General features: G+C 72.1%; 25 protein-coding genes and 1 pseudogene. 21 read left to right on the top strand and 5 right to left on the bottom strand.

Translation table 11 applies throughout. The features are described 5' to 3' along the window. From VH112_08840 to VH112_08865, 6 genes and pseudogenes are all read left to right on the top strand, one after another. Nucleotides 1-887 (top strand): nicotinamide-nucleotide amidohydrolase family protein (locus tag VH112_08840; protein HEX4540340.1); only part of this gene is annotated, 887 nt, incomplete at its 5' end. Nucleotides 888-901: 14 nt separating this feature from the next. Further along, nucleotides 902-1,786, top strand: coding sequence for a hypothetical protein (locus VH112_08845; GenBank protein ID HEX4540341.1), 885 nt, complete (start codon nucleotides 902-904; stop codon nucleotides 1,784-1,786). A gap of 3 nt (nucleotides 1,787-1,789) precedes the next feature. Continuing rightward, entirely contained in the window at nucleotides 1,790-2,305 is a 516-nt protein-coding gene (thpR, locus tag VH112_08850; protein HEX4540342.1) for an RNA 2',3'-cyclic phosphodiesterase, read from the top strand. A 131-nt stretch (nucleotides 2,306-2,436) separates the two neighbouring features. Then, nucleotides 2,437-3,486 carry a recombinase RecA gene (gene recA, locus VH112_08855; GenBank protein ID HEX4540343.1) on the top strand — a complete coding sequence of 350 codons (1,050 nt, stop codon included), beginning with the start codon at nucleotides 2,437-2,439 and terminating at the stop codon, nucleotides 3,484-3,486. Between the two features lie 195 nt (nucleotides 3,487-3,681). After that, nucleotides 3,682-3,939, top strand: a pseudogene (locus VH112_08860) (stage V sporulation protein S). A gap of 111 nt (nucleotides 3,940-4,050) precedes the next feature. Then, nucleotides 4,051-5,571: a radical SAM protein gene (locus VH112_08865; GenBank protein HEX4540344.1), complete on the top strand. Its 1,521-nt coding sequence runs from the start codon at nucleotides 4,051-4,053 to the stop codon at nucleotides 5,569-5,571. A 21-nt stretch (nucleotides 5,572-5,592) separates the two neighbouring features. On the opposite strand, the gene VH112_08870 is transcribed toward VH112_08865, so the two are convergent. Continuing rightward, entirely contained in the window at nucleotides 5,593-7,146 is a 1,554-nt protein-coding gene (locus tag VH112_08870) for an aldehyde dehydrogenase family protein (protein HEX4540345.1), read from the bottom strand. Nucleotides 7,147-7,220: 74 nt separating this feature from the next. Here VH112_08870 and miaA point away from each other — a divergent pair, with 74 nt between their 5' ends. The 7 genes from miaA to VH112_08905 are packed head-to-tail and all read left to right on the top strand — an operon-like array spanning nucleotide 7,221 to nucleotide 13,878. Then, the gene (gene miaA, locus VH112_08875) at nucleotides 7,221-8,189 is read left to right on the top strand and encodes a tRNA (adenosine(37)-N6)-dimethylallyltransferase MiaA (GenBank protein HEX4540346.1); all 969 of its coding nucleotides are present in this window, start codon (nucleotides 7,221-7,223) and stop codon (nucleotides 8,187-8,189) included. Then, on the top strand, nucleotides 8,171-8,998 hold the full coding sequence (dapF, locus tag VH112_08880) for a diaminopimelate epimerase (protein HEX4540347.1): 828 nt from the start codon (nucleotides 8,171-8,173) through the stop codon (nucleotides 8,996-8,998). The genes miaA and dapF overlap by 19 nt, the downstream gene beginning before the upstream one ends. Then, a complete protein-coding gene (gene hflX / locus VH112_08885; GenBank protein HEX4540348.1) occupies nucleotides 8,995-10,278 on the top strand; it encodes a GTPase HflX in 1,284 nt (427 codons plus the stop codon). The genes dapF and hflX overlap by 4 nt, the downstream gene beginning before the upstream one ends. Then, the gene (dapC, locus tag VH112_08890; GenBank protein HEX4540349.1) at nucleotides 10,275-11,402 is read left to right on the top strand and encodes a succinyldiaminopimelate transaminase; all 1,128 of its coding nucleotides are present in this window, start codon (nucleotides 10,275-10,277) and stop codon (nucleotides 11,400-11,402) included. The genes hflX and dapC overlap by 4 nt, the downstream gene beginning before the upstream one ends. A gap of 43 nt (nucleotides 11,403-11,445) precedes the next feature. Next, complete coding sequence (locus tag VH112_08895; protein ID HEX4540350.1) at nucleotides 11,446-12,270, top strand: 2,3,4,5-tetrahydropyridine-2,6-dicarboxylate N-succinyltransferase; 825 nt, start codon at nucleotides 11,446-11,448, stop codon at nucleotides 12,268-12,270. Between the two features lie 40 nt (nucleotides 12,271-12,310). Next, nucleotides 12,311-13,381: a succinyl-diaminopimelate desuccinylase gene (gene dapE / locus VH112_08900; GenBank protein HEX4540351.1), complete on the top strand. Its 1,071-nt coding sequence runs from the start codon at nucleotides 12,311-12,313 to the stop codon at nucleotides 13,379-13,381. A 35-nt stretch (nucleotides 13,382-13,416) separates the two neighbouring features. Beyond that, entirely contained in the window at nucleotides 13,417-13,878 is a 462-nt protein-coding gene (locus VH112_08905; protein HEX4540352.1) for a peroxiredoxin, read from the top strand. A 53-nt stretch (nucleotides 13,879-13,931) separates the two neighbouring features. Here VH112_08905 and lexA read toward each other — a convergent pair whose 3' ends face one another. Then, on the bottom strand, nucleotides 13,932-14,564 hold the full coding sequence (lexA, locus tag VH112_08910) for a transcriptional repressor LexA (protein ID HEX4540353.1): 633 nt from the start codon (nucleotides 14,562-14,564) through the stop codon (nucleotides 13,932-13,934). A gap of 291 nt (nucleotides 14,565-14,855) precedes the next feature. On the opposite strand from lexA, the gene VH112_08915 reads away from it, so the two are divergent. The 3 genes from VH112_08915 (at nucleotide 14,856) to VH112_08925 (ending at nucleotide 16,893) form a co-directional block, all read left to right on the top strand. Then, entirely contained in the window at nucleotides 14,856-15,287 is a 432-nt protein-coding gene (locus VH112_08915; protein ID HEX4540354.1) for a LysM domain-containing protein, read from the top strand. Nucleotides 15,288-15,390: 103 nt separating this feature from the next. Then, nucleotides 15,391-15,849, top strand: a complete 459-nt coding sequence (nrdR, locus tag VH112_08920; protein ID HEX4540355.1) for a transcriptional regulator NrdR — start codon at nucleotides 15,391-15,393, stop codon at nucleotides 15,847-15,849. 12 nt (nucleotides 15,850-15,861) lie between these two features. Next, nucleotides 15,862-16,893 (top strand): 6-phosphofructokinase, encoded by a 1,032-nt coding sequence (locus VH112_08925; protein ID HEX4540356.1) that lies wholly within the window; start codon nucleotides 15,862-15,864, stop codon nucleotides 16,891-16,893. A gap of 14 nt (nucleotides 16,894-16,907) precedes the next feature. On the opposite strand, the gene VH112_08930 is transcribed toward VH112_08925, so the two are convergent. Beyond that, nucleotides 16,908-17,783 (bottom strand): inositol monophosphatase family protein, encoded by an 876-nt coding sequence (locus VH112_08930; GenBank protein HEX4540357.1) that lies wholly within the window; start codon nucleotides 17,781-17,783, stop codon nucleotides 16,908-16,910. 96 nt (nucleotides 17,784-17,879) lie between these two features. Between VH112_08930 and VH112_08935 the strand changes: the two genes are divergently transcribed. From VH112_08935 to VH112_08955, 5 genes are all read left to right on the top strand, one after another. Next, nucleotides 17,880-18,899: a GntG family PLP-dependent aldolase gene (locus VH112_08935; protein ID HEX4540358.1), complete on the top strand. Its 1,020-nt coding sequence runs from the start codon at nucleotides 17,880-17,882 to the stop codon at nucleotides 18,897-18,899. 86 nt (nucleotides 18,900-18,985) lie between these two features. Beyond that, complete coding sequence (locus VH112_08940; GenBank protein ID HEX4540359.1) at nucleotides 18,986-19,696, top strand: PIG-L deacetylase family protein; 711 nt, start codon at nucleotides 18,986-18,988, stop codon at nucleotides 19,694-19,696. Nucleotides 19,697-19,773: 77 nt separating this feature from the next. Beyond that, a complete protein-coding gene (locus VH112_08945) occupies nucleotides 19,774-20,295 on the top strand; it encodes an NUDIX hydrolase (GenBank protein HEX4540360.1) in 522 nt (173 codons plus the stop codon). After that, nucleotides 20,292-21,599: a DNA polymerase IV gene (gene dinB / locus VH112_08950; GenBank protein HEX4540361.1), complete on the top strand. Its 1,308-nt coding sequence runs from the start codon at nucleotides 20,292-20,294 to the stop codon at nucleotides 21,597-21,599. The genes VH112_08945 and dinB overlap by 4 nt, the downstream gene beginning before the upstream one ends. Before the next feature lie 156 nt (nucleotides 21,600-21,755). Then, nucleotides 21,756-22,130, top strand: a complete 375-nt coding sequence (locus tag VH112_08955) for a DUF3040 domain-containing protein (GenBank protein HEX4540362.1) — start codon at nucleotides 21,756-21,758, stop codon at nucleotides 22,128-22,130. 58 nt (nucleotides 22,131-22,188) lie between these two features. Here the strand turns inward: VH112_08955 and VH112_08960 are convergent, their stop codons facing one another. Together VH112_08960 and VH112_08965 are read right to left on the bottom strand one after the other, a co-directional pair. Beyond that, nucleotides 22,189-24,549, bottom strand: coding sequence for a DUF3488 and transglutaminase-like domain-containing protein (locus tag VH112_08960; protein ID HEX4540363.1), 2,361 nt, complete (start codon nucleotides 24,547-24,549; stop codon nucleotides 22,189-22,191). A gap of 77 nt (nucleotides 24,550-24,626) precedes the next feature. After that, entirely contained in the window at nucleotides 24,627-25,850 is a 1,224-nt protein-coding gene (locus tag VH112_08965) for a DUF58 domain-containing protein (GenBank protein HEX4540364.1), read from the bottom strand. Nucleotides 25,851-25,859: the final 9 nt, after the last annotated feature.

The following is a 25,859-nucleotide window of genomic DNA, read 5'->3' on the forward strand; positions in this document are numbered from 1 at the left end:
AGGGCGCCACCGTGATCCCCCACGTCCGGGGAACGGCACCCGGGCTCGTCTGCCCCGTGGGCCACAAGGTCATCTACGCCGTGCCGGGAGTGCCGCACGAGATGATGGAGATGGCCGAGCGGGCCGTCATCCCCGACCTGCAGGCCCGAGCCGGTGCGGCAGCGGTCATCCTCAGCCGCACCCTGCGTTCCTGGGGCCTGTCCGAATCCATGCTGGCCGAGATGGTGGGGCCCCGCCTGACCGCCCTCGACGAGGCGGGCGGGAACCCGACCATCGCCTTCCTGGCCAGCGGGATCGAGGGGATCAAGGTCCGCATCACGGCCAAGGCGGCGAACGAGGCGGATGCCCGGGCACTGCTGGACGCCGAGGAGGCCGAGATTCGGACGCTGCTGGGCGAGACGGTGTTCGGGGTCGACGAGATGTCGATGGAGCACGCCGTGGGGGCGCTGCTCGAGGAGCGCGGGCTCACCCTCGGACTGGCAGAGTCCGTCACCGGCGGGCTGGTGGCGTCGAGGCTGGTGAACGTCCCCGGTGCGAGCGCCTGGCTGCGGGGCTCGGTCGTCGTCTACGACACGGCCGTCAAGCGCGACCTGTTGGGTGTGGGCGACGGACCGGCGGTGAGCGAGCAGACGGCGCGGGAGATGGCCGCCGGGGCGCGCCGGGTCCTGGGAAGCGACGTCGGCCTGGCCGTCACGGGTGTCGCCGGCCCGACGCCGCAGGACGGCGTGGCCGTCGGCACCGTGTGGTGCGGGCTGGCCGGTCCCGGTCCGTCCCTCGAGGCCGTGCGGATGCAGCTTCCCGGCGATCGGGAGCGCGTCCGGCAGTTCGCCGCCATCTCCGTGCTCGACGTGCTGCGCCGGCGGATGCTCGAGCCGGCGCCCGCCTGAGGGGCTGTCATCTGATGGAGACGACGTACCTCGAGCACCTGACGGACGACGACCTGGGGCTGTTGTCGAGCGCTCACCGCTCGGCGACCGGCGAGATGCTCGGGGTCGCCGGGCTCCGGGGCCGCCCGACGGCGGTCGAGGGTCTGCTCTCCCGACCGGAGGTGTTCGAGGCGGTCTTCGGCGTCGAGAAGGGGGCCGATCCCTTCATGCGGGGCTCGCCGTTCCTCGTCTTCGCCGTCGCCGTCCATCGCTGTGTGGAGGACCTCCGGCAGGCGGTGTTCGTGCCCGAGTGGCTGGGGCCGCGCCAGCGGGTGGCGGTGTTCGACGTCGAGGCGCTCCGCGACTTCCTCGCCGACCCGACACGGCGGTTCTTCCTGGTCGAGCTGCTGGCGTCGTACACGCACGTGGCCAGCGGCAGCTTCTGGGTGCAGACCCGTCGGGGCTGGCGACGTCGCCGCTTCAGCGAGCTCGACCCGGTGCGCCTGGCGTCGCTGTTGGAGGTCGTGCCCGAGGCCGAGCGAGTCGGCATCTACCGCCGCCTCGGTGATCTGGCCCTTTTCCTGACCGGCGTGTTCCCCGATCACACGGCAATGCGGGCCTTGGCGCCCATCGACACAGCGCGGCTGCTCCGGGCGGCGCGCCTGGCTGCCGGGGCGGACGGACCACCCGGCGGACACGCCGAGTCGGTGGAGCCGGCGGGGCCGGTGGCCCTGCTGGAGCACCTCGGTCGCCGGTGGTACCGGCTGGCGTACGACACGGCGCCGTCGCCGACCGGAGCCATGCGGGTGGTGGGGGAGGTGGCGGAGCGCTTTCGGCAGGCTCGCCGGGTGCTCAACCTCGTCACCGACCGCCACCTCTTCGTGCTCCGCGATCGCTGGTTCTCGCCACCGACGGGGTGAGTCGTGCGCCTGTTCGTCGCCGTGTGGCCGTCGCCGGACGTCCTCGACGTGCTGGGCGACCTGCCCCGACCCGAGACGCCGGGGGTGCGGTGGACGACGTCGGGGCAATGGCACGTCACGCTGCGGTTCCTGGGCCAGGTGGCGGCCGTCGAGCTCGCCGAGGTGACCGATACCTTCGGCCGGATCGACGTGGGTTCGGCCAAGCCGGTGTCGGCCGAGATGGGGCCGGCGACGGCCTGCCTGGGGCGGGGCATCCTCCAGGTCCCGGTCCAGGGCCTCGACGAGCTGGCCCGGGCCACCGTGGAGGCCACCGCCGGCGTGGGCCAGCCTCCGGAGGACCGACCCTTCCACGGGCACCTGACGCTGGCCCGCGCCCGTGGGCGCAGGGGGGACCTGCGCCAGTTGCGGGGGACGCCCCTGGTCGCTCGCTGGAAGGTCGCCGAGCTGACCCTCGTCGCCAGTACCCCCCACCGGGAAGGGGCCCGGTACGACGTCGTGGCTTCCCTTCCCCTGGGTTGAGAAGCGGGCGCCCGAAATCCCTACCCGAACACGCGTTCGGAACTACACTTCTGGAGTTCCAACAGTGTGATCGTCACACCCCATCCATAGGGTGAGGCCCGAATCAAGCCGCCACGACGAGAGGGGATCCGGTGGAACGTGACAAGGCGCTCGACATGGCGATCGGGCACGTCGAGAAGCAGTTCGGCAAGGGCTCGATCATGCGCATGGGCGAGCGGGCGGACATGGCCATCGAGTCCGTTCCCACCGGCGCCATGGCCCTCGACCTGGCCCTCGGCGTGGGTGGATTGCCCCGGGGCCGGATCGTCGAGCTCTACGGACCCGAGTCCTCGGGGAAGTCGACCTTGGCCATGCACGTGGTGGCCGAGGGGCAGCGCAACGGGGGCATCTGCGCCTACATCGACGCCGAGCACGCCATGGACCCGGTCTACGCCAAGGCCATCGGCGTCGACATCGACGAGCTGCTGATCTCCCAGCCCGACACCGGGGAGCAGGCGCTCGAGATCGCCGACATGCTCATCCGGTCGGGAGCCCTCGACGTGCTGGTCGTCGACTCGGTGGCGGCCCTCACCCCCCGAGCGGAGATCGAGGGAGAGATGGGCGACGCCCACGTCGGCCTCCAGGCCCGTCTCATGTCCCAGGCGCTGCGCAAGCTCACCGGGACCCTTAGCCGCTCGAACACCATCGCCATATTCATCAATCAGCTGCGAGAGAAGATCGGGGTCGTCTACGGCTCACCTGAGGTGACCCCTGGCGGGCGGGCGCTGAAGTTCTACTCCTCGGTCCGCCTCGACATCCGCAGGATCGAGTCCATCAAGGACGGCGGCGAGGTCATCGGCAACCGCACGCGGGTCAAGGTCGTGAAGAACAAGTGCTCGCCGCCTTTCAAATCCGCAGAGTTCGACATCATGTACGGCCGGGGCATCAGCCGGGAGGGGTCGGTCATCGACGTCGCCGTCGACCTGGGCATCGTGAAGAAGTCCGGAGCCTGGTACACCTACGAAGGCGAGCAGCTCGGCCAGGGGCGGGAGAACGCCAAGCAGTTCCTGTTGGAGAACGCCGAGTTGATGGTCGAGCTCAACGAGCGTGTCCGGCAACAGGTGGGAATGGGTTCGGGGTCTCAGGACGTTCCATTGGGGGCGCAGACCGAAGACGACGAGCCCATCTCACTGAAGGAATGACCGGCGACAGGGTGACGCTGGTCGAGGGTCGGGCTAGGGATCTCCCAGGGCCGGCCGCCGCTTTCCCCCCGGCGGCGGCCGGCCCCCTCCCCTTCTGGCAGTAGCGACAGAAGGGAGAGTTGTCGAGGACGTCGAATCAGACGGTGGCGCGTGGCCGAACCACGATGTCCGCCGACGGTCCTGGCTGGGGGCAACATGGAAGTGCTGAAGGTCTCGAGCAAATCGAGTCCAAATGCTGTCGCAGGGGCGATGGCAAGCGTGCTCCGGCAGTCAGGCGCGGTCGAGGTGCAGGTCGTTGGCGCCGGCGCGCTCAACCAGGCCATAAAGGCCATGGCCATCGCCCGAGGCTTCGTGATCTCGTCGGGCATCGACCTCATCTGCGTGCCGAACTTCGCCGACATCGAGATCGACGGGCAGAGCCGCACCGCCCTGCGGCTCCTGGTCGAGCACCGCGGCGGGGCCGACCAGTTGCCGCCCGCTGGCGAGGACGGCGAGGCCCTCGCCGTCGGGCAGGAGACGGAGTAGGGCGAAGCCGCGGAAATCCAGTGGGCCTATCCTGGCCCGGTGACGCGGAAGTTCCACGTGCGCACCTTCGGGTGCCAGATGAACGAGCACGACTCGGAGCGGCTGGCGGGGTTGCTCGAGACGGAGGGCATGGAGGCCACCGACGACGTCGCCGCCGCCGATGTCGTGGTCCTCAACACGTGCTGCATCAGGGAGAACGCCGACAACCGGCTCTACGGGCACCTGGGCCAGCTGAAGGCCGTCCGCGCCCGCCGGCCGGGCATGCAGATCGCCGTGGGTGGCTGTCTGGCCCAGAAGGACCGGGGCCTGGTCCAGCAGCGGGCCGACCAGGTCGACGTGGTGTTCGGGACCCACAACGTGGGCCGGCTGGCCGATCTGCTGCGCCAGGCCCGGCGCGAGGGCCCGGTCATGGAGATACTCGACGAGGCGCCAGCCGACGACAGTTCCTTGTTCCCCTCGGCGCTCCCGGTCCGTCGACAGCTGGCCCACGCCGCGTGGGTCACAATCCAGATCGGCTGCGACAACAGCTGTGCCTTCTGCATCGTGCCTGCCGTGCGGGGCCGGGAGGTCAGCCGCCCGTTCGGCGACGTGGTGGCCGAGGTGGAGCACCTCGCCCGGGCGGGCACGGTGGAGGTCACCCTCCTGGGCCAGAACGTCAACTCCTACGGGCGGGACATCACCATGGCCCTGCGCTCGGACGACCACGTCGCAGGCTCGGGCGGCGGTGATGGGGCAGAGCCGGCCCCAGAGGCCGGCTCGACGACATGGCAGGCGGGGCGGGCCTGGGCAGAGGCCGGCGCGCCGCGGGCCCGTCCGCTGTTCGCCGACCTGCTGCGGGCGGTGGGCGCCGTCCCCGGGATCAGGCGCGTCCGCTATACGAGCCCCCATCCCAAGGACCTGCGGCCCGAGACCATCGCCGCCATGGCCGAGGTGGGCGCGGTGTGCGAGCACCTGCACCTCCCGCTGCAGTCGGGAAGCGATCGCGTACTGGCCGCCATGCGTCGGGGCTACACCGCGGGTCGGTACCTCGACCGCCTGGCCGCCGCCCGGGCGGCCATCCCGGACCTCGCCGTGACGACCGACATCATCGTCGGCTTCCCCGGTGAGACCGACCGCGACTTCGACCGCACCCTCGAGGTGGTCGCCGAGGCCGAGTACGACAGCGCGTACACATTCCTGTTCTCACCCCGACCGGGCACGCGGGCGGCGGCCATGACCGACGAGGCGGTGCCGGCCGAGGTCGCGGCCGAGCGCTTCGCCCAGCTGCGGGTGGTCGTCGAGCGCTCGGCGCTGGCGAAGCACCGCGGCCGAATCGGTCGGACCGAGGAGGTGCTCATCGAAGGGCCGAGCAAGCGCGATCCCGACGTCATCTCGGGTCGCACCAGGCAGAACAAGCTCGTCCACTTCCCCACGCCCGGCAGCCGATCGGAGGCGCCGCTGGCGGCGGGCACCCTGGCCCGGGTGCGGGTCACCACGGCGGCACCCCACCACCTCGGCGGCGAGCTGGTCGCGGTGACCGGTCGAGCGCGCCGGGCGCGCATCCCGGTCAGGGCCGGCTGACGGGCTGACCGCCCCCGGCCCTCAGGTCGGTGGGTAGCGCTGGTAGTCCGGGAAGTGCCCGAAGAGGCGCTCCCCCGGTGGCCCCTCGGTGACCGCTTGCACCAGGTACTCGCCGCCCACGAAGGCACCCTTCCACGACGCCCCTCGGCCGCCGAACGGCTCGTCGCGGTCGCCGCGGGATCGGGGCTTGTTCACGCCGACCTTGAACGACTGGAGCTCGGCGGCCAGCTTGTTGGCGACCTCGGCGTCGTCGCAGGCGATCGACGCCACCAGGGCCCCGTTGGAGACGTTCATCGCCGCCAGCAGCTCTGCCGGCGTGTCCACAACGACCAGGGTGTCGATGGGCCCGAAGGGCTCGGCGTGGTACAAGGCCGAGCTCCGGGGCGGGTCGAAGATGGCGACCGGCGGCACGTAGGCCGACGTGTCCTGATCGGCCACGAAGTGGCCCCGGGTGGTCGGTCCCCGGTACAGGGGGACGCCGCCGCGGTCGATGGCCTCCTCCACGTCGGCGGCCAGCTCTGTCGCCTTCCCGGCGGTGATGAGCGGGCCGAAGTCGAGGTCGGGAAGCGGGTCGCCGGGATCGCCCACGGCCAGCGGATTGCCGAACTCCAGGGAGTCCAGCACCGGCAGGAGAGTGGCGAGGAACTCGTCGAAGAGCGACCGCTGCACGACGTAGCGGGGGTAGGCGGTGCACCGCTGCTTGGCGTACTCGAAGCCCTTGCGCAGGTGGACGGCGAGGCCCTCCCAGTCGGAGAACTGCCAGATGCCCCAGGCGTTGAGCCCTTCCTGCTCCAGCATGTGGCGCTTGTCGGTGCGCACGAGCTCGGAGACGATCTGTCCGCCCGCCTCCCGGCCACCGACGAAGGCGAGGCACCCGATCTCCGGCGACCGCACCAGCACCGGGGACAGAAGGCCGCCGGACCCGCTCACCAGGGTCACGGGCAGCCCCGCCCGCCGGGCCAGGGCCAGGGCCAGGGTGAGGGTGGAGACGCCGCCGTCGGTCGGCGCCTTGGCGATGCAGGCGTTGCCCGCCAGGGCCTGGACGAACATGGCGTGCACCAGCACCGACAGCGGATAGTTCCACGAGGCGATGTTGGACACCGGACCGTAGAGCGGCCGGCGCCCCTCGAGCATCGGCGTGATGTTGTCGACGTACCAGGTCACCCCGGAGATCGTGCGATCCACCTCGACGATGGACTGCCGGAAGGGCTTGCCGACCTCCCACACGAGGAGCAGGGCGAGGAGCTCGCGGTGGGCCTCGAGAGCCTCGACGGCGTCCCTGACCCGTTGTCGTCGCTCGTCGAGGGGGACGACGGCCCACGCCCGGTGGTCGGCCACGGCCGCCCGCAGGGCCTCCTCGGCCTCCTCGGGCTCGAGCATCGGCGGCCCGGCGATGGCGGTGCCGTCGATGGACGACACCGAGCGGAGGGCGGTGCCGCTCTCACGCCACTCGCCCCCCCAGAGGTTGCGGACTCCGTCGGGACCGAACGCCTCAGGGGCGATGGCCCGACAGCGGTCATAGACCTCGGACCACCTGGTGCCGGGCTTGATCTGAAGGGTCTGATCGGACTGCACCGCGTCATGGTGACACGCGAGACAGGCCTCGGTCGCACCCGATCCGACGGCGCCCGACTACCTTGGGATCCGACATGACAGCGGCGCCCGAGCCGAGTGGCCGGCACCTGGCCCTTGTGGGCACGACCGCCTCCGGCAAGTCAGCGGTGGCGTTCGAGATCGCCCGGCGCCGGCCCGACATCGAGCTGGTGTCCGTCGACTCCATGTGCGTGTACCGCGGCATGGACGTCGGGACGGCCAAGCCCACGCCAGCCCAGCGGGCCGAGGTTCCTCATCATCTGCTCGACCTGGCCGACCCGTCGGAGGACTACTCGGTGAGCCGGTTCCAGGCCGCGGCGCGCGACGTCCTGGACGGCATCGAGGCGCGAGGTCATCGCGCCCTGCTCGTCGGCGGCACCGGCCTCTACCTCCAGGCCGTGGTCGACGATCTCGAGCTGCCGGGCCAGTGGCCCGAGGTCGCCGCCGAGCTGGAGGCCGAGGCGGACCGCCCGGGTGGCGTCGGTACCCTGCATGCCCGCCTGGCCGACCTCGATCCCGTGGCGGCGCATCGGATGGGGCCGTCGAACCGCCGGCGGGTCGTCCGGGCGCTGGAGGTGACCCTCGGCAGCGGACGGAGGTTCTCCTCGTTCGGACCGGGACTGGCCGCCTATCCCTCTTCGCGGTTCACCCTCGTCGGGCTGCGGCTGCCGGCACCCGTGGTGGCCAGACGCATCGAGGAGCGGTTCCTGGCTCAGTTGGGTGACGGCTTTCTCCAGGAGGTGCGAATCCTCGCCGACAGACCAGAGGGGCTGTCGCGGACCGCCCGCCAGGCCCTCGGCTACCGCGAGCTGCTCGGCCATGTTGAACGGGGCGTGCCGCTGGACGAGGCGACAGCCGACGGCATCCGCCGGACGCGGTCGTTCGCCCGGCGGCAGCGGGCGTGGTTCCGGCGCGATCCGCGCATCGCGTGGATCGACCCCGTCGATCCCGGCGGCGACGCCAATCCGCTCGCCGTGATCCCCACCCTGCTGGGACACTGGATCCGATGCCCGTCCTCCGCCTGACCAAGCACCATGGCCAGGGGAACGACTTCCTCGTGCTGCTGGACCCGGACGGCCGCCAGCCGCTCGACGCCGCGCTGGCGCGCTTCGTGTGCGATCGCCACGGGGGCGTGGGGGCGGACGGGCTGATTCGCGCCACGCGGGCCGAGCCCGGCAATGACGGCGCCGTGCTGCGCATGGAGCTGCGCAACGCCGACGGCGGCGTCGCCGAGATGAGTGGCAACGGTGTCCGCTGCCTGGCCCAGGCGGCGGTCGACGCACACCTGGCCAAGGGACCCGTGTTCGTCATCCGCACGCTTGCCGGTCCCCGAACGCTGACGGTCGGCCCTGGCCAGGGGATGGGCACGATGCAGGTGAGCGTCGACATGGGTGGGGCCGAGCTGGGTGCCGAGGACGACGATCAGGCCGTCGAGAAGCTGCTTCCCGACGGGGACTGGCGGGCCCGCACGGTGAGCGTCGGCAACCCCCACCTGGTGCTGCTCGGCCCCAATCTCGACGGCGTCGACGTGGCCCGCACGGGATCCGCGGCCCAGGACGCCTACGCCGACGGCATCAACGTCGAGCTCGTCGCCCCCGGTCCGGCACCTGGAGAGCTGGTCCTGCGGGTCTGGGAGCGGGGAGTGGGCGAGACGCTGGCGTGCGGCACCGGCAGCTGCGCGGCCGCGGCGGCAGCTCGGGCGTGGGGGGTCGTCGGCGACCGGGTGCTGGTGCACAACCCGGGCGGCACGCTCGAGGTCGGTCTGAACGGTCGCGGGGTCATGCTTGCAGGCCTCGTGCGGCGCATCTGCACCGTCGAGGTGGAGGTTCCTTGAGCCTCATCGAGCGCAGCTTCAGGGAGCGGATCGTGATGGTCGGCGTGGCGCTGCCACCTACCGGCGTGGCCGAGGCCGAGGCCAGCCTGGACGAGCTGGCACTGCTCGTCGACACGGCCGGCGCCGACGAGGCGGCTCGCGTCCTCCAGCGGCGCGACGCCCCCGATCCTGCGACCTATGTCGGCAAGGGCAAGGCGGAGGAGCTGCACCGACTGTCGGAGACCGTCGACGCTGACACGGTGGTGTTCGACGACGAGCTGACCCCGGCACAGCAGCGCAACCTCGAGCGCATCCTCGGGCGCACCGCCATCGACCGCACCGCCGTGATCCTCGACATCTTCGCCCAGAACGCCCACACCCAGGAGGGCAAGGCCCAGGTCGAGCTGGCGCTGCTGCGCTACCGGCTGCCGAGGCTGCGAGGCAAGGGAAAGGCGCTCAGCCAGCAGGCGGGTGGGATCGGCACCCGCGGCCCCGGCGAGACGCAGCTGGAGGTGGACCGCCGTCGTCTCGTGCGCAGGATGACCCGCCTCGAGGCCGACCTCAGGCAGCTGTCGCGGACCCGCCGCACGCAGCGTCGGTCCCGTCAGCGGTCGCGGCGGCGCTCGATCTCGCTGGTGGGTTACACCAACGCCGGCAAGTCCACCTTGCTCAACCGGCTCACCGACGCGGGCGTGTTGGTCGAGGACCGCCTGTTCGCCACCCTCGATCCCCGCACCCGCCGGCTGGACCTGCCGGGGGGCGAGCAGGTCCTGTGCTCCGACACGGTGGGTTTCGTGCGCAAGCTGCCGCACCAGCTGGTGGAGGCCTTTCGCTCCACCCTGGAGGTGGTGTCCGAGTCGGACCTCCTGGTGCACGTCGTCGACGGGGACGCGCCAGATCCCGAGGCGCAGATCGATGCCGTGCGGACGGTGCTGGCCGAGATCGGTGCCGGGGAGGTGCCCGAGCTCCTTGCCTTCAACAAGGTGGACGTGGCGCCGGCCGCGGACAAGCTGGCGGGGACGCACCAGGGATCGGTGGCCATCTCCTCGCTCACCGGCGCCGGCGTCGACGATCTGCTGACGGCCGTGCGTGATCGGCTGCGGTCGCTGTCGCGGCCGATCGAGCTGGTCGTGCCTTACAGCCGGGGCGACGTGGTCGCCGCCATCCATCGCGAGGCCGAGGTCCTCGTCGAGTCGCATGAGGAGTCGGCCACCCGGCTGCGGGCCCGCCTCGATCCCGCCGAGGCGGGCCGCTTCGGCGAGTTCCTGGTCGATGCCGACCGGGAGGACGACCTCTCGTGACGGCGGGCTTCCAGCCTCCGGTGTACCCCTACGAGCGCCTCGCCAGCGCCCGGGCGAAGGCTGACGCCCACGAGGGCGGGGTCGTCGACCTGTCAGTCGGCACGCCCGGCGATCCACCGCCGCCGGCCGCGGTGGCCGCCCTGTCCTCGTCGGGGACCGAGCGGGGATACCCGATGTCGGTGGGCAGCCCGCGGTACCGGGGGGCGGCCAGGGACTGGATGGCCAGGCGGTTCGGTGTCGAGGTTCCCGTCGAGGCGGTCGCCGCCTGTGTCGGGACCAAGGAGCTGGTCGCCACCCTGCCCCAGTGGCTGCGGCTGCGGACCCCGGATCGCGACACGGTGCTGCACCCGGGCGTGGCCTACCCCACCTACGAGATGGGCGCCGTCCTGGCCGGCTGCCGGTCCGTTGCGGTCCCCGTCGACGACGACTGGCGCCTCGACCTGAGCGCCATCGACGAGGCCGACGCCGATCGGGCCCTGGGCCTCTGGGTCAACAGCCCGGCCAACCCGACCGGGGCGGTGCACGACCTGGTGGCGGCGGCGGCCTGGGGACGGGCGCGGGGTGTGCCGGTGCTCAGCGACGAGTGCTACGCCGAGCTCACCTGGGAGGGCCGGCCACGGACAATCCTCGAGGATGGCCTCGACGGCGTCATCGCCGTCCATTCCCTGTCGAAGCGCTCGAACCTGGCCGGCTTGCGGGCCGGCTTCTACGCCGGGGACCCGGCCCTCGTGCACTACCTGTCGGAAGTGCGCAAGCACGCCGGGATGATCGTGGCCGGCCCCGTCCAGGCGGCCGCCGCGCTCGCGCTCGACGACGACGACCACGCCTCGGAGCAGCGCGAGCGGTATCGGGAGCGGTTGGAGCGCTTTCGGTACATCCTCGCCGCCATCGGGGTCGCGGTGTCACCTCCGGCTGGCGGGCTGTATCTGTGGGCGCCGGCCCCGGGAGACGGCCAGCCCGCGACCAGGTCGTGGGCGTTCACCGAGCGACTGGCCGCCGACGGCGGTGCCCTGGTCAGCCCGGGAGACCTCTACGGGTCGCAGGGAGCGGGTCACGTGCGGGTCGCCCTGGTGCAGCCCACCGAGCGCCTCGACCTTGTGGCCCGTCGCCTCGGCGCCGGGTGACCACGCCGGGCGCGGGCAGCAGCGCTGAGTAGGGTCGCGGCCAATGGCGGACCTCCAAGCCAACATCGACGAGCTGTGGGAGCGCCGGGACGCGCTGGGCCCGGATGACCGCGACGCACTGGCGACGGTGCGCCAGGCGATCGACCTGCTCGACACCGGGGAAGCTCGCGTCGCCGAAGTCGCCGGTGACGGCGACGTGGTCGTCCATCAGTGGCTGAAGCGGGCCATCCTGCTTCTCTTCCGGCTCTCGGCCATGGAGACCGTCGAGCTCGGGCCCTTCGAGTACGCGGACCGGATCCCCCTGAAGCGGCGTTTCGCAGCCGCCGGTGTCCGCGTCGTCCCCGGCGCCTCGGCGCGGTGGGGCTCCTTCCTCGATCGGGGCGTGGTCCTCATGCCCAGCTACGTGAACATCGGCGCCCGGGTGGGAGCCGGGACCATGGTCGACACCTGGGCGACGGTGGGCTCGTGCGCCCAGATCGGCACCAACGTGCACCTCTCTGGAGGTGTCGGCATCGGCGGCGTGCTCGAGCCGGCCCAGGCGGCACCGGTTGTGGTGGAGGACGAGGCGATGGTGGGCAGCCGCTGCATGGTGACCCAGGGGGCCCGCATCGGGCGCGGCGCGGTGCTTGGGGAGGGCGTGATCCTCAATCCCTCGATCCCGGTGATCGACGCCGAGACGGGCGCCGAGGTCGGGCGGGGCGTCGTGCCGCCGTGGAGCGTGGCCATCAGCGCCTCTCGACCTCGCCGGTATCCCGGTGGGGAGTTCTTCATCCCGTGCGTGCTGGTGATCAAGCGGCTCACCGAGGGCGAGCGGCACGACAAGTCCCGGCTCAACGACGTGCTCCGCGACCACGGCGTCTCGGTATGAGCGTGCCCGTCCGGTTGGCAGCCCGGCCGTCGGCGCCGCGGTGAGGGACCTCCTCGCCCGCAGCGCCGAGCTGGTCGACATCCCCTCTGTCAGCCACGACGAGGCCGTCATCGCCGAGCGTGTCGAGGCTTTGCTGAAGGAGGCGCCCTGGCTCCAGGTCGATCGGATCGCCAACACGGTGGTGGCTCGGACCCAGCTGGGTCGAGCGCAGCGGCTGCTCCTCGCTGGTCATCTCGACACCGTGCCGCCCAACGGCAACCAGGGCGCGCGGGTCGAGGGCGAGACCTTGTGGGGGCTCGGCGCCACCGACATGAAGGGCGGGCTGGCCGTGCTGTGCGAGCTGGCGGTGACCGAGGCCGATCCTTCCGTGGATGTGACCTACGTGCTCTACGAGTGCGAGGAGGTCGATCAGCGCCACAACGGCCTCAGCCTGCTGCGCGCCGATCGTCCGGACCTGCTGGCTGCCGACGCCGCCGTCCTCGCTGAACCGACGGGCGGCCGGGTCGAGGCGGGCTGCCAAGGCACGATGCGGGTCGCCCTGACACTGGTGGGGGAGCGCGCCCACACCGCTCGACCCTGGATGGGCGAGAACGCGGTCCACCGCCTGGCGCCGGTGCTGGCCCTGGTCGCCGGGTACCAGGAGCGCCGACCCGTCATCGACGGGTGTGAGTTCCGCGAGTCGCTCCAGGCCGTGGGCGTCGAGGGATCGGTCGCCCCCAACGTGGTCCCGGATCGGGCCCGGCTGGTGCTCAATCACCGCTTCGCGCCCGACCGCGACGTCGAGGAGGCGCTCGCGTCGCTGCGCGATCTGCTGGCCCCCGCTCTCGACTCCGCCGCCGGCGACACCATCGAGGTGGAGTCCGTCTCCAACCCGGCGCCTCCTGCCCTCGGCCATCCGCTTCTGGCTGGGCTGGTCGAGCGGTCGGGCCTGCCACCGCGGGCGAAGCTGGGCTGGACCGACGTCGCCTTCTTCAGCGCCGTGGGCGTGCCGGCGACGAACTTCGGGCCGGGCGATTCGGCCCTGGCCCATACCGCGACCGAGCGGGTGGCCCGCGAGGACCTCGAGTCCGTCTACGGCGCGCTGCGGTCGGTCGTGCGGGGAGCCCCGTAGACTGACGGGTCCGCCCATGGAATGGAGGATCGTTCGTGGCAATCGAGGTCGGCCAGGAGGCCCCGGATTTCGAGCTCAGCGAGGGCCGCAACAAGGTGAAGCTGTCGGATTTCCGCGGCAAGGAGAACGTGGTGCTCGTCTTCTACCCGTTCACCTTCACCGGCGTCTGCCAAGGCGAGCTGTGCGAGCTGCGCGATGACCTTTCGTCATTCCAGACCGCGAACGCGCAGCTCCTCGCCGTCTCCTGTGACAGCCCCTTCGCCCAGGCTCGGTGGGCCGAGGAGCAGGGCTTCGGGTTCCCGGTGCTGGGCGACTTCTGGCCCCACGGTGCCGTGGCCCGGGCCTACGGAGTGTTCAACGAGGCCCTGGGCTGCGCGGACCGGGCGACGTTCGTGATCGACAAGACCGGCACCGTCGTGGCCACCTTCGCGTCCCCGGAGATGCTCACGCCGCGCAACCGCGCCGACTACGAGGCGGCCCTGGCCAAGCTGTCGTGATCCGGCCCTCCTGACCCGGGTCTCCTGACCCGGCTCTCCTGATTGGGGGCCGGTTAGAGCCGGCGGAGGACGGTCACCACCTTGCCGTAGACGGTCACCTCGGCCGCGTCGTGCTCGAGCGGCTCGTAGTCAGGGTTGGCGGGCCGGAGCACCACCTTGCGCCCCCGGCGGCTGTAGAACTTCACGGTGGCGTCGCCATCGGGGAGGCCGGCGGCGACGATGTCGCCCCGCTCGACCTCGGGCTGCTGGCGCACCACGACGTAGTCGCCGTCGAGGATCCCGGCGCCCACCATCGAGTCGCCGCGCACCTTGAGCATGAACAGGGTGCCGGTCCCGGTGAAGTCCTGGGGGAGGGGCATGAGGTCCTCGACGTTCTCCTGGGCGAGCACGTCGGTTCCGGCGGCCACCTCTCCGACCAGGGGCACGTGCCGCACCGGCCGGCTGGCCAGCGCCGCCCCCGAGGAGGGGTCGTAGCTGACCGTGATGGCGCGGGGCTTGGTCGGGTCGCGCTGCAGGAAGCCCTGGCGCTGGAGCGTGGCCAGGTGGGCGTGGACAGTCGACGACGAGTTGAGGCCCACGGCCTCGCCGATCTCGCGCACCGACGGTGGATAGCCGCGCTCCTGGAGCCGCTCGGCGATGAAGTCGAGGATCTCCCGCCGCTTGCCGCTGAGCATCGCCTCGGGCATTGTCTCGCTCTCCTCCCCGTCGGCCCGTCCAGCGGGCACCGTTCCCGTGGAATCTCCCTGCGACCGGGCCCGCATCGGACCCGGCGTCGAACGTGCGTTCCCAGGGTACCAGGGCCGTCGTGCGGGGGGAAACATCTGTTCGACCGCCGCTTGACAACGAACAGACGTTCGTGATCTGCTGGATGGCAGGAGAACAGGTGTTCGAGTCACGGCAGGCGACGAGACCCGGGCGCCGAGACCCGGGCGACGAGACCCGGGCGACGTGAACCGATCGAGCAGAAGCGAGCGAGCATGGCCGCCATTGCCTACCCCCTCCCACGGGACCGTGCCGGCGCTCGCCAGCCCGTGCGGCCGCCCGAGCCGCGCCGGCTGGCCGGCGCCGAGCCCATCGATCGCCGACGCCGCCGCCCCCCCAGTCCGGCGGCGCGGCGAAGGGCCACGATCCGGCGTCGGCTGACGGCCATCGCGTTCGTCGTGGGGCTGGTGCTGGTCATCCGGCCCCTCGTCCTGCCCGGGGGCGATCCCCTCGTCGTCCCCGGGCGGGCGACGCCAGCCGCGGCCGCCGCCGGCACCCGGACCTACATTGTCCAGCCGGGCGACACGCTGTGGAGCATCGCCCGTCACCTGCACCCCGACCAAGACCCGCGGCCCCTGGTGGATCAGCTGTCCACACAGGTCCCGGGGGGCTCCCTCCAGGCCGGTCAGCGCGTCGTGCTGCCCTGATCTCGCCGTCGGCCGCGACGGCGGCCAGTGTCGCTGGGACGCACCAGAGACACGACGCGCCGGCGAAGTTGGAGCGATAGCGTCCGCGCCTATGCGCTGTCCGATGTGCTCGAGCCTCGAGGACCGGGTGGTGGACTCGCGCTTGGCCGACGACGGCACGGCCATCCGCCGCCGGCGCGAGTGTGCGAGCTGCGGGCGCCGGTTCACGACCTTCGAGCGCATCGAGGAGGCGGCGCCGATGGTCGTCAAGCGATCGGGCGACCGGGAGCCGTTCGAGCGCTCCAAGGTGGTCGCCGGCGTGCGGGCGGCCACCAAGAACCGGCCCGTGAGCGGCGAAGCCATGGACGCCCTGGCCGGCGAGGTCGAGGAGGCCATGCGACTGCTCGGTCCGGAGCTGACCAGCCAGCAGATCGGCGTCGCTGTCCTCGACCGGCTTCGCCGTCTGGACGAGGTGGCGTACCTGCGCTTTGCCAGCGTGTACAAGGGCTTCGAGGACGTGGGTGATTTCGAGCGGGAGGTCGGCTTGCTGAGCAAGGCGACCGAGCCCAAGCGGCGAGTGTGAGGAGGTAGGCCGATGCGAGTCGGCGTGCTGACGGGTGGGGGCGACTGCCCGGGCCTGAACGCGGTGATCCGGGCCGTGGTTCGCAAGGGCGAGGTGGCCTACAGAGACGGGTTCGTCGGCATCGCCGACGGCTGGCGAGGCGCGATCGAGGGCCGCACGCTGCAGCTGGACGTGGAGCGGTGCCGAGGGATCCTTCCCCGAGGGGGGACCATCCTCGGCACCTCGCGCACCAACCCCTTCAAGGTCGACGGCGGCGTGGCCGGCGTGCGCGAGACCGTGGCGGACCACGCCCTGGACGCCGTGGTTGCCATCGGGGGCGAGGACACCCTCGGGGTCGCCCATCGCCTCTCAGGTGAGGGTCTGTCGATCGTCGGGGTGCCCAAGACGATCGACAACGATCTGTCTGCGACGGAGGTGACCTTCGGCTTTCACACCGCCGTGCAGATCGCGACCGACGCCATCGACCGCCTCCACACCACGGCGGAATCGCACGACCGGGTCATCGTCTGCGAGGTGATGGGCCGACATGCGGGATGGATCGCGACCTACGCCGGCATCGCCGGCGGCGCCGCCGAGATCCTGGTCCCCGAGGAACCGTTCGACATCGACGCCGTGTGCGAGAGCCTCAAGCGGCGCCATCAGAAGGGTCGGTTCGCCTCCATAGTGGTCGTCGCCGAGGGGGCGAAGCCCGAGGAGGGCACGCTGCAGCTGGCGTCGTCGTCGGTCGACCAGTTCGGCCACGAGCGCCTGGGGGGCATCGGCAACCTGCTCGCCGAGGAGATCGAACGGCGCACGGGCTTCGAGTCCAGAGTGACGATCCTCGGCCACGTGCAGCGCGGCGGCACGCCCACGGCCTACGACCGGGTCCTGGCGACCCGCTTTGGTGTGGCGGCCATCGATGCCGTCCATGCCGGGGCGTTCGACACCATGGTGGCCCTCCGAGCGGACGCCATCGTCCGAGTCCCGTTGGCCGAGGCGCTGGCCGAGCTCAAGACGGTCGACGAGCAGCTCGTCCGGGACGTCGCCGAGGTCTTCTTCGAGTGAGGCGGGCCGCGCGCTCAGCCCGGAGTGTCCAGGGGAGCGCTCCGGGCGCCGGCCTCGACGAGCAGCGCTCGTAGGCGAGCCGCCAGCTCGGGGGCGGCGGCCAGCGTCATCGATCCCGACGGCGGTCCACCCTCGAGGTCGCCAACCCACGCGCCCGACTCCCCGGCGACGAGGGCACCCGCGGCCCAGTCCCAGGGTTGGAGCCCGGCTTCGAAGAAGGCGTCGAGGCGCCCGGCCGCGACCCAGCACAGATCCAGGGCGGCGGCGCCCGCTCGGCGGATGTCGCGAACGACCGGGAGGACGCGGGTGAGGACCTCGGCCTGGCGGGCGCGCAGAGTGGCGTCGTAGTTGAAGCCGGTCCCGACCAACGCGTCCCCCAGCGGCGGCGATGCGTCGAGCTGCAATGGCCTCCGGCCGTCTTCCGCGGCCGGCGACCTTCCCCCCTGCGGGTCAGGCCCGCCATCAGCGCCGGGACTCGAGATCCAGGCCCCAACACCTCGCATGGCGACGAAGGTCTCGTCATGCGACGGATCGTGGACGACGCCCGCGGCGACGCGACCGTCGATCTCGGCGGCGATCGACACGGCGAAGGCGGGCCACGCGTAGAGGTAGTTGGTCGTCCCGTCGAGGGGGTCGACGATCCAGCGGACTCCTGTGCTGCCCTCCTGTCGGGCGCCCTCTTCGGCGAGGATGGCGTCCCTCGGCCGTTGGCGGTGGAGCGACGCGGCGATGAGGGACTCGCTGGCGAGGTCCATCTCGGTGACCATGTCGGTGCGGGAGGATTTCGTGCGGACGCTCGTCCGGCTCCGGTGAAGGCCGTCGAGGAGCAGATCGCCGGCCGATCGGGCCACGGCCACGGCCATCTGGAGGAGCTCGTCGAGGTCCGCCATGTCCACGGTCTAGCGCGGGCGGGCGCGGTCCGTGACGGGGCGCGCACCACCCGGCGCCGGCCCGGGGGCTGCGCCGCCGGCGATACCCTGGCTCCGATGCGCGACGGGCTGGTCGATCTCCGCTCCGACACGGTGACCCGTCCCACGCCCGAGATGCGCCGTGCCATGGCCGGGGCCGAGGTGGGCGACGACGTCTACCGGGAGGACCCGACGGTCAACGCCCTGGAGGCGGCGTTCGCGGCGCGCGTCGGCAAGGAGGCCGCCTTGTTCGTCCCCTCGGGGACCATGGGCAACCAGGTGGCGCTGCGGGTGCTCGCCGAGCCGGCGACCATCGTCGTCGCCGGCCGCCGCCAGCACGTGGTCGTGCACGAGCACGGGGGCGGTGCGCGCAACGCCGGCATCCAGTTCCACACCGTGGACGACGACCGTGGCCTGCTGTCAGAAGACGACGTGGCCTGGGCGCTCGAGGCCGCCGAGCATCACCAGCCCCGGGTCGGCATGGTCGCGGTGGAGAACACCCACATGCACGCCGGCGGACGCCCCTGGTCGCTGGAGGCGCTCGAGTCGGTGGCGCTCGCCGCCCGGGGACTCCCCCTGCACATGGACGGGGCCCGCCTGTTCAACGCGGAGGTGGCGACGGGCATCCCGGCGGGCGCGTTCGCGCGGCATGTGACGACGGTGATGTCGTGCCTGTCGAAGGGCCTCTGTGCGCCGGTCGGCTCGATGCTCGCCGGTAGCGAGGACGTGATTGGCGCGGCACGGGCCGAACGGGCCCGCCTCGGCGGGGGGATGCGCCAGGCCGGTGTCATCGCGGCTGCCGGCCTGGTGGCGCTGGAGCGCATGGTCGAGCGGTTGGCCGACGACCACCGGCGGGCGGCGCGCCTGGCCGGGGCCGTGGCCGAGCGTTGGCCTGACGCCGGGTGCGACGCGTCCCAGGCGCCGACCAACATCGTGATCTTCCGTCACGATCGACCCGAGCTCCTGCTGGACCACCTCCGATCGGAGGGCGTGCTCGCCGGTACCGTCGCCCCCCGGACGGTGCGCCTGATGACCCACCACGATGTCGACGACGACGGGATCGAGCGCGCCGCCAAGGCGCTGTCGAGCGCGCCGTAGGGCGCGGCGCCGGACCGTCGTCTGAGCCCGAGGCGGGCCGGCCTCATCGCCGTGACGAGCCCGCCTCCTGGCTACGCTCGCCTGGGATGGCCGAGATGGTCCGTGAGGCACCGTCGAGCGTGCTTGCCTGCTATGCGCATCCCGACGATCCCGAGGTCTCGTGCGGCGGCACCCTGGCTCGTTGGAGCGCCGCCGGGTCCGAGGTGCACACGGTCGTGTGCACCAGCGGCGACAAGGGCTCGTCGGACCCGGCGACCGATCCGGCCGAGCTGGTGTCCCGCCGGGCGGAAGAGGTGGCGGCCGCGGCCAGCCTCGTCGGCCTCACCGGTCACCATCTGCTCGGTCACCCCGACGGCGAGCTCGAGAACGGGCCCGACCTGCGGCGCGAGCTGGTGGCAATGGTTCGGGAGGTGCGCCCCCAGGTCGTCGTGTGCCCGGACCCCCAGGCGGTCATGTTCGGGCAGGACTACTACAACCATCTGGACCACCGCGTCGTCGGCTGGGCCACCCTCGATGCCGTGGCTCCCGCCGCTGCCCTGCCGTTGTACTTCCCCGAGACCGGACCCCCGCACCAGGTCGAGGTGGTCTATCTCTCGGGCACGCTCGAGCCGGACGTGTGGGTCGACGTCTCGGCCACGTTGGACGTCAAGCTCGAGGCGGTGCTGTGCCACCGCAGCCAGCTGACCGAGACCGGGGAGTGGCTGCGCACGGTCATCCGGGAGCGGGCCGAGGAGAGCGGTCGTCAGGCCGGGGTGCGCTACGCCGAGGGATTCCGCCGGCTGCGCCTGACCGGCTGACAACCGAGCCACGGGCCGCAGAGCCGCTGCGGCAGGGCGGCCGGCGGCGGCCCGGCTCGGGAGGGCAGAATGCTTCTGTGCGTGAGTGGTTGGTGGCCGGTGGACTGGTCGAGAACCAGGACGGCCTCCTGCTGGTCCAGAACCGTCGGCGTGACGGATCACTTGACTGGTCCCCCCCCGGCGGCGTGGTCGACGTGGGCGAGGGGGAGTCGGTCCGAGGCGGCCTCACCCGGGAGGTGGACGAGGAGACGGGGCTCGTTGTCGACGAGTGGGCCGGACCCGTGTACCAGGTCGAGGCGAGGGCCGAACGCCTGGGGTGGCTGTTGCGCGTCGAGGTGCACCTGGCCGTGTCGTACTCGGGGGAGCTGGTCGTCAACGATCCCGACGGGATCGTGGTCGATGCCCGCTTCGTGCCTTGGGCCGCCGCCGAGCTCCATCTCGAGGGGTGTCGGCCCTGGGTGGCCGAGCCGCTGGTCGCCTGGCTCGCCGAGCGACAGCCGGCCGGCGAGGCCGGCCCCGGTCCCGGGAGGGGGGACCGTTCCTACCGCTACCGCCTCGAAGGCGACGACGCCCGTTGTCTCGAGGTGGTCCGGCTGTGACCCGTCCGGTGGCCGAGCAGCTCGACGCGCCCCACCTCGACATCCTGCACCTCGACATGGACGCCTTCTACGCTGCGGTCGAGATCCTCGATGACCCCGACCTCGCAGGCCGCCCGGTCATCGTCGGCGGGTCGGGGACGCGCGGTGTGGTCGCCTCCTGCTCCTACGAGGCCCGGGCCTACGGTGTCCGTTCGGCCATGCCGTCGGTCCAGGCCAGCCGCCTGTGCCCGCAGGCGGTGTTCCTGCCCGGGAGGTTCGACGTCTACGCCGCCGTCAGCCATCGGCTGCACGAGGTGCTGACCTCGTTCACGCCGCTGGTCGAGGGAATCGGGCTCGACGAGGCCTTCCTCGACGTGCGGGGCGCCCGCCGGCTGTTCGGATCGGGGACCGACATCGCGCACGCCGTCCGCGGGCGGGTCCATGACGAGGTCGGCCTCTGGTCGTCGGTCGGGGTGGCCCGATCGAAGCTGCTGGCCAAGCTGGCGTCCAGGGCGGCCAAGCCGGCCCCGACCCCCGCCGGGCCCCGATCTGGCGCGGGCGTCGTGGCTGTCGAGCCCGACGCCGAGCTCGGCTTTCTCCACCCGCTGCCGGTGTCCGCGTTGTGGGGTGTCGGTCCCGTGACCGCCGCCCGGCTCACCCGGCTGGGCGTGTCGACCGTGGGCGATCTGGCGTCCGTCCCCGTGGAGACCCTCGTCATCACCGTGGGTCAGGCGGTGGGTCGCCAGCTGCACGAGCTGGCTTGGGCCCGTGACCCCCGATCGGTCGAGCCGGACCGCGACGTGAAGTCGGTCGGGCACGAGGAGACCTACGCCCACGACGACCACGACGCGGTCAGCCTGCGCCGTCAGGTGGTCCGGATGTCGGACGCGGTGGCAGCCCGATTGCGGGGCGGTGACAAGGCGGGCCGTACGGTGACGCTGAAGGTGCGCTTCGGCGACATGTCCACGATCACCCGCTCGCACAGCCTCGTCGACCCGGTGGATCAGGGCCCGGTCATCGCCAGGGTGGCGTCCGACCTGCTCAGCGCCGTGGACGTGCGGCCCGGGGTTCGCCTGCTGGGGGTGAGCGTCTCGGGGCTGACCGGAGCGTCAGACCGGGGAGCCCAGCAGCTCACCTTCGGTGACCTCGGCGAGGGGTCCCGCGGTCGGGACAGCGCCGCGTCAGGAGCCCTCGACGCCGTCCGAGCGCGGTTCGGGAGCGAGGCCCTGGGCCCCGCCTCGCTCGCCGGTCCAGATGGGGTCGACATCAAGCGGAAGGGAGACACCCAGTGGGGCCCCCGGTCCGGACAGCCCGGCTCCGGCTAGATCACGGCGCCGTGGCTTCAGCGCACCTGGGCCCCACCGGCTTGGCTGGGGGGGTCCAGGGTCCGGTGCGGCCACATCGCGTTGTTGTAACGCAGCCGCTGCGCGAAGATTGAGGACGAGAAGACACCGACGTCCAGGGGTGGCAAGGGGGCGGTAGTGCCGCTTTCCGAGGAAGAGCAGCGGATCCTTCACGAGATCGAGCGCAACTTCTACGAGCACGATCCGGATTTCGCGGCTCGGGTTCGGCGGGAGACCGTGTACCGCCACGCCGGCCGCAACTGCAAGTGGTCGGCTCTCGCCTTCCTCGGCGGCCTCGCCATCCTCGTGGTCTGGTTCTCGACGTCGTTGCTGCTCGGGCTCCTGGGCTTTTTCATCATGCTGTTCTCGGCCATCTACTTCGAGCGCAATCTCCGCAACATGGGTCGGGCGGGCTGGCAGCAGGTGACGAAGTCGGTGCGGGCCCAGGGGCTGTCGGAGACGCTGGGAGACACCCAGCGCCGTCTCCGCGAGCGGTTCAAGCGAAGCGACTGACAAAGCGCCGCGCCCCAGCCGCCCCGCACTCAACTGGGTCCGACCGGGAAGGCCCGGGCTAGGAGACGGATGCTGTTGACCGACGGCTCCGCGAGCCGTCACCCGTCCCGGCCCCACCGTTGCCGCCCCGCCGTTGACGCGGGCGCCAACCCGGTTGACGATCGGGGTCACGGCTCTTCCACTCGCCGTCCCGCCTGCCGAGGGGGAGCAGCTGGCGAGGATCGAGGCGCCAGCGCAGTCGTTGCCACCGGGTCGCCCGCTTCCAGACGGCGCCCTCGATCACCGCGGCGGCGACGACAGACCGCGTGACCATCTCTGTGTCCGGCGTGCCCTCGGCGTAGCTGGCCACGCTCGCGTCTCCGGCTAGCGCCGAGAGCGCGGGAGGCACCTCCGTGGGTGCGACGGGGGATCGGGCGGCGCGCCGGGCGTGCTCCTGGAGGGTCTCCGACGGCCGTCGCCCGGCTCCCATGAGGGCCAGGGAGTCGGCAGCTTCGGACCACGCCACCATGACGCGCTCGGCGCCGCGCGCCGCAGCGCGACGGCGCAGTCGTCGTCGCCGGGCGATCAGGGGGATGCCGACAACCCACGCCAGAGCCAGGGCGACGACGATCACCGCCGCCGTGACGCCGGCGACCGGGAAGCCGCCGCCATGGTGGGCTGTCGGTCCGGCGTGCACGAGGTTGGGGGAGGGCTTCGGCGCGACGGGTGGGGCCGGCGCGGGAGACGGGGGCGCGGCCGCGGCGCCGGGGGTGGTCTGCGCCGGGGTGTCGACGGGGCCGGCCTGGGCGGCAGCCACGCCGGTGTAGGCCTCCGCGCCCGGCTCGCCCCGTCCGGGTGTGGGCTCGAAGCTGACCCACCCGTACCGGCCCAGGAGAACCTCGGGCCAGGCGTGGGCGTTCAGGGCTCGGACGTGGTACTGGCCGTCGGACTCCAGCTGCCCAGGGGTGAAGCCGACGGCGACCCGAGTCGGCAGCCCGACCGACCGGGCCATCACCGCGAACGTGCCGGCGAACTGCTCGCAGTAGCCCTGTCGGGCCGAGAGGAAGCGCAGCATGGCGTTGTCGTCGTGACCGGGCGGGACGCTCAAGCTGTACCGGAAGTTGTCACGGAACCAGTTCTGCAGGGCGAGCGACTTCCCGTAGTCGGATCCCTGGTCCCGCACGATCTGCGCCGCCGTCTGGCGGATGGAGTCCGGAATGCCATTCGGAAGGGTCAAGTAGTGGGCGACGTCGGTGCCGGCCGGAGCCGCTCCGTCCTGGGCCAGCTCGGCCCCGTCGAGACGCGGAATGTCCGAGGTCACCTGATAGGTCAGCCCGTCGGGGGTGGCCGATGGAGTGATGATGCTGCCCGACTCGGGGTTGTAGCTGGCGCCCGGGAGACCGATCAGGCGACTCGGCCGATAGGCGGCCGGCGCCCAGACGCTGGCCAGGTTCGAGATGCTGAAGGCCTGCTTCACTCCGGGCGCCACGCCGGGAGGTGCGGCGGCGGCCGACGACGGCAGCTCGGTGCTGGCTGACCGGTAGGACTGGTTGGCCGACCAGATGGCGCCGTCGAAGCTGTCGAGAGAGGTGAGTCGCCAGTAGGTCCGGGTCGTCGAGGCGACGGTGAACAGCTCGACGTCGGCTGGCTTCACGAGCTGGGACCGGATGTCGACCAGCGGACTGATGGTGGTGCGCTGGCTGGGTCCCGGTTGGGTCAGGTGGCGGAGATCCAGGGCCGCCGCAGCGCGGGCGCCGGGCAGATTTGGACCCACGATGAGGGCCGCGGCCACGGCGACGACGCCGAGCGTGGCGCCCCCGCGGAGCAGCGGGGTCAGGCCCCGGCCGGCCCGGCTCGTCAGCCAGGGCATGGTGGACGCCTGCCGGCTGCTCTCGGCGACGAGCACGAAGCCGATCAGGGCGGCCAGGTAGATGGAGACGGCCAGTGTCCGTCCCCGTGAGGTGCCCAGGGCGGCGGTGTAGATGAACAGAGCGAGGGAGGGCACCACGGCCTCGAAGGTCGAGCGGTGGCGAAAGGCCGCCCAGTCCGCCAGCACGGCCAGGATGCCAACGATCAGCACCGAGCCCAGGAGGAAGCCGGCCGTCACTGGCGCGGGGGTGGTGAGCTCCTGCAGCTGTTGGTGGGCCTGGGCGAGCTGGGAGCTGAACTCGTGGAAGGTGGTGGCCGAGGGCAGTCCGGCCACGGTGGTGTGGGGAAGCGCGACCCATGTGGTCACGACGAGGATGCCGGCGGCGGAAAGGAGGAGGGCGGCCACGGTGCCGAGGCCGAGCCGGCGCCAGAGCCAGGCCAAGGCGTGGGCGGCGATGGCGGCGCCCACCACCGGACCGAGGTAGGAGGTGCTGTTGAACAGCCGGCCCATACCCGCGCCGGTGACCACGGTGAGAATGGCGAGGGCCACCGTGGTCGGAATGGACGCCATCGCCGACGAGCGGACCGTCTCCGCCCCTGGCGGGGCGGTGCGCCGCGGTTGGCGCGGCGCAGTCGGACGCGACGCGGTCACCGCCGCCCCCCGTAGGTCCCGGCCAGGGGCCGGTTGCGTCCGAGCGCCTCGGACCAGGCCGTGGCGAAAGGCCGCCCCGCGGTCACCCGGATGGGCATGACGGGTCCGGGCATGGGCCGCCGGGTCCCCCCGCGGGTCATCGCCCCGTCCGGCGCGGCGTCGTCGATCACGACCACCATCACCGTCGGGAAGCTGCTGCGGAGCCTGGCGATGCGCTCCAGATCGGTATCGGTGGCAAGCGACGTCGTCACCACCACGAGCGCCCCTCCTCCGGGAGCGCGGCTGAGGACCCCTAGCTCGTTCAGCAGGCTCCCCGATGATGTCATGCGGACCTCGGCCAACCGTTCGAGCACCGCTTCCACGTGGGCCCGGCCGGCGGCGAACCCGGAATCGGTGCCGTCGGTGGCCAACAGCCGGACGAGGGCGTGACCGGGCGACACCGAGCTCACCACGCTGGCCGCGGCCGACACGGCCAGCTCGAGCGACTCCGGTGCATGCACCGCCTTGCGCAGGTCGAGCAGGACGCTTGCCCGCCCCTGCCAAGGCATCTCCTCCTGGCGGATCATGAGGTCGTCGAGTCGGGCGGTCGACGGCCAGTGGACCCGGCGCAGGTCGTCGCCGACCTGGTAGGCCCGCAGTGCGTAGAAGTCCTCGCCCCGTCGGCTGAGGAAGGAGCGGTGGTCGGCGCCGGCGCGCGGGTCGTCACCCTGGGTGTGCGGGGGCGGCGGGATCTTGTCGATCCTCGGGTACACGACAAGACGGGTCGCGGGCGCCCCCTTCAACCACAGTGAGGCCAGGCGGAACGGGTCGCCCAGCTGTAGCGCCAAGGGGCCGAGCCCGAAGACCCCCCGCTGCTCGGTTGGGACCCGGTAGGCGGCCCTCCCCGAGTCACCCGCGCCGAGCGGCGGCACGAGGAAGCGGGCGACCCGCTTGCCGCCGTCGAAGGGATCCGAGGCGACGAGGGTGGGTGAGCGCCGCCAGGCCACGTTGCGCACGGCGAGCTGGACGAGGCTGGTCCCTCCAGCGTGGATGTGCGACGGGTGGAGCGTGCGGGCCACCTCGAGCTGGCAGCGCAGGACGTGGACGTAGATCACGGCGCCGATCACCAGGGTGAGGCCCGCAGCCCCCAGCACGTAGAGCTCGACCATGCCGACCAACCGGCCGGCCAGCATCGAGACGAGGGAGCCGACTGCGATCAGCCAGCCGCGGCGAGTCGGCACCCCGTCGGG

This window comes from Acidimicrobiales bacterium (genome assembly GCA_036270875.1).
GTDB lineage: Bacteria > Actinomycetota > Acidimicrobiia > Acidimicrobiales > AC-9 > AC-9.

Excerpts from the sequence above, each read along its gene's own strand:
- VH112_08845 (HEX4540341.1), top strand. The coding sequence starts at position 902 with ATGGAGACGACGTACCTCGAGCACCTGACGGACGACGACCTGGGGCTG.
- miaA (HEX4540346.1), top strand. The coding sequence starts at position 7,221 with ATGACAGCGGCGCCCGAGCCGAGTGGCCGGCACCTGGCCCTTGTGGGC.
- dapF (HEX4540347.1), top strand. The coding sequence starts at position 8,171 with ATGCCCGTCCTCCGCCTGACCAAGCACCATGGCCAGGGGAACGACTTC.
- VH112_08895 (HEX4540350.1), top strand. The coding sequence starts at position 11,446 with ATGGCGGACCTCCAAGCCAACATCGACGAGCTGTGGGAGCGCCGGGAC.
- lexA (HEX4540353.1), bottom strand. The coding sequence starts at position 14,564 with ATGCCCGAGGCGATGCTCAGCGGCAAGCGGCGGGAGATCCTCGACTTC.
- VH112_08915 (HEX4540354.1), top strand. The coding sequence starts at position 14,856 with ATGGCCGCCATTGCCTACCCCCTCCCACGGGACCGTGCCGGCGCTCGC.
- nrdR (HEX4540355.1), top strand. The coding sequence starts at position 15,391 with ATGTGCTCGAGCCTCGAGGACCGGGTGGTGGACTCGCGCTTGGCCGAC.
- VH112_08925 (HEX4540356.1), top strand. The coding sequence starts at position 15,862 with ATGCGAGTCGGCGTGCTGACGGGTGGGGGCGACTGCCCGGGCCTGAAC.
- VH112_08930 (HEX4540357.1), bottom strand. The coding sequence starts at position 17,783 with ATGGCGGACCTCGACGAGCTCCTCCAGATGGCCGTGGCCGTGGCCCGA.
- VH112_08935 (HEX4540358.1), top strand. The coding sequence starts at position 17,880 with ATGCGCGACGGGCTGGTCGATCTCCGCTCCGACACGGTGACCCGTCCC.
- VH112_08940 (HEX4540359.1), top strand. The coding sequence starts at position 18,986 with ATGGCCGAGATGGTCCGTGAGGCACCGTCGAGCGTGCTTGCCTGCTAT.
- VH112_08960 (HEX4540363.1), bottom strand. The coding sequence starts at position 24,549 with ATGGCGTCCATTCCGACCACGGTGGCCCTCGCCATTCTCACCGTGGTC.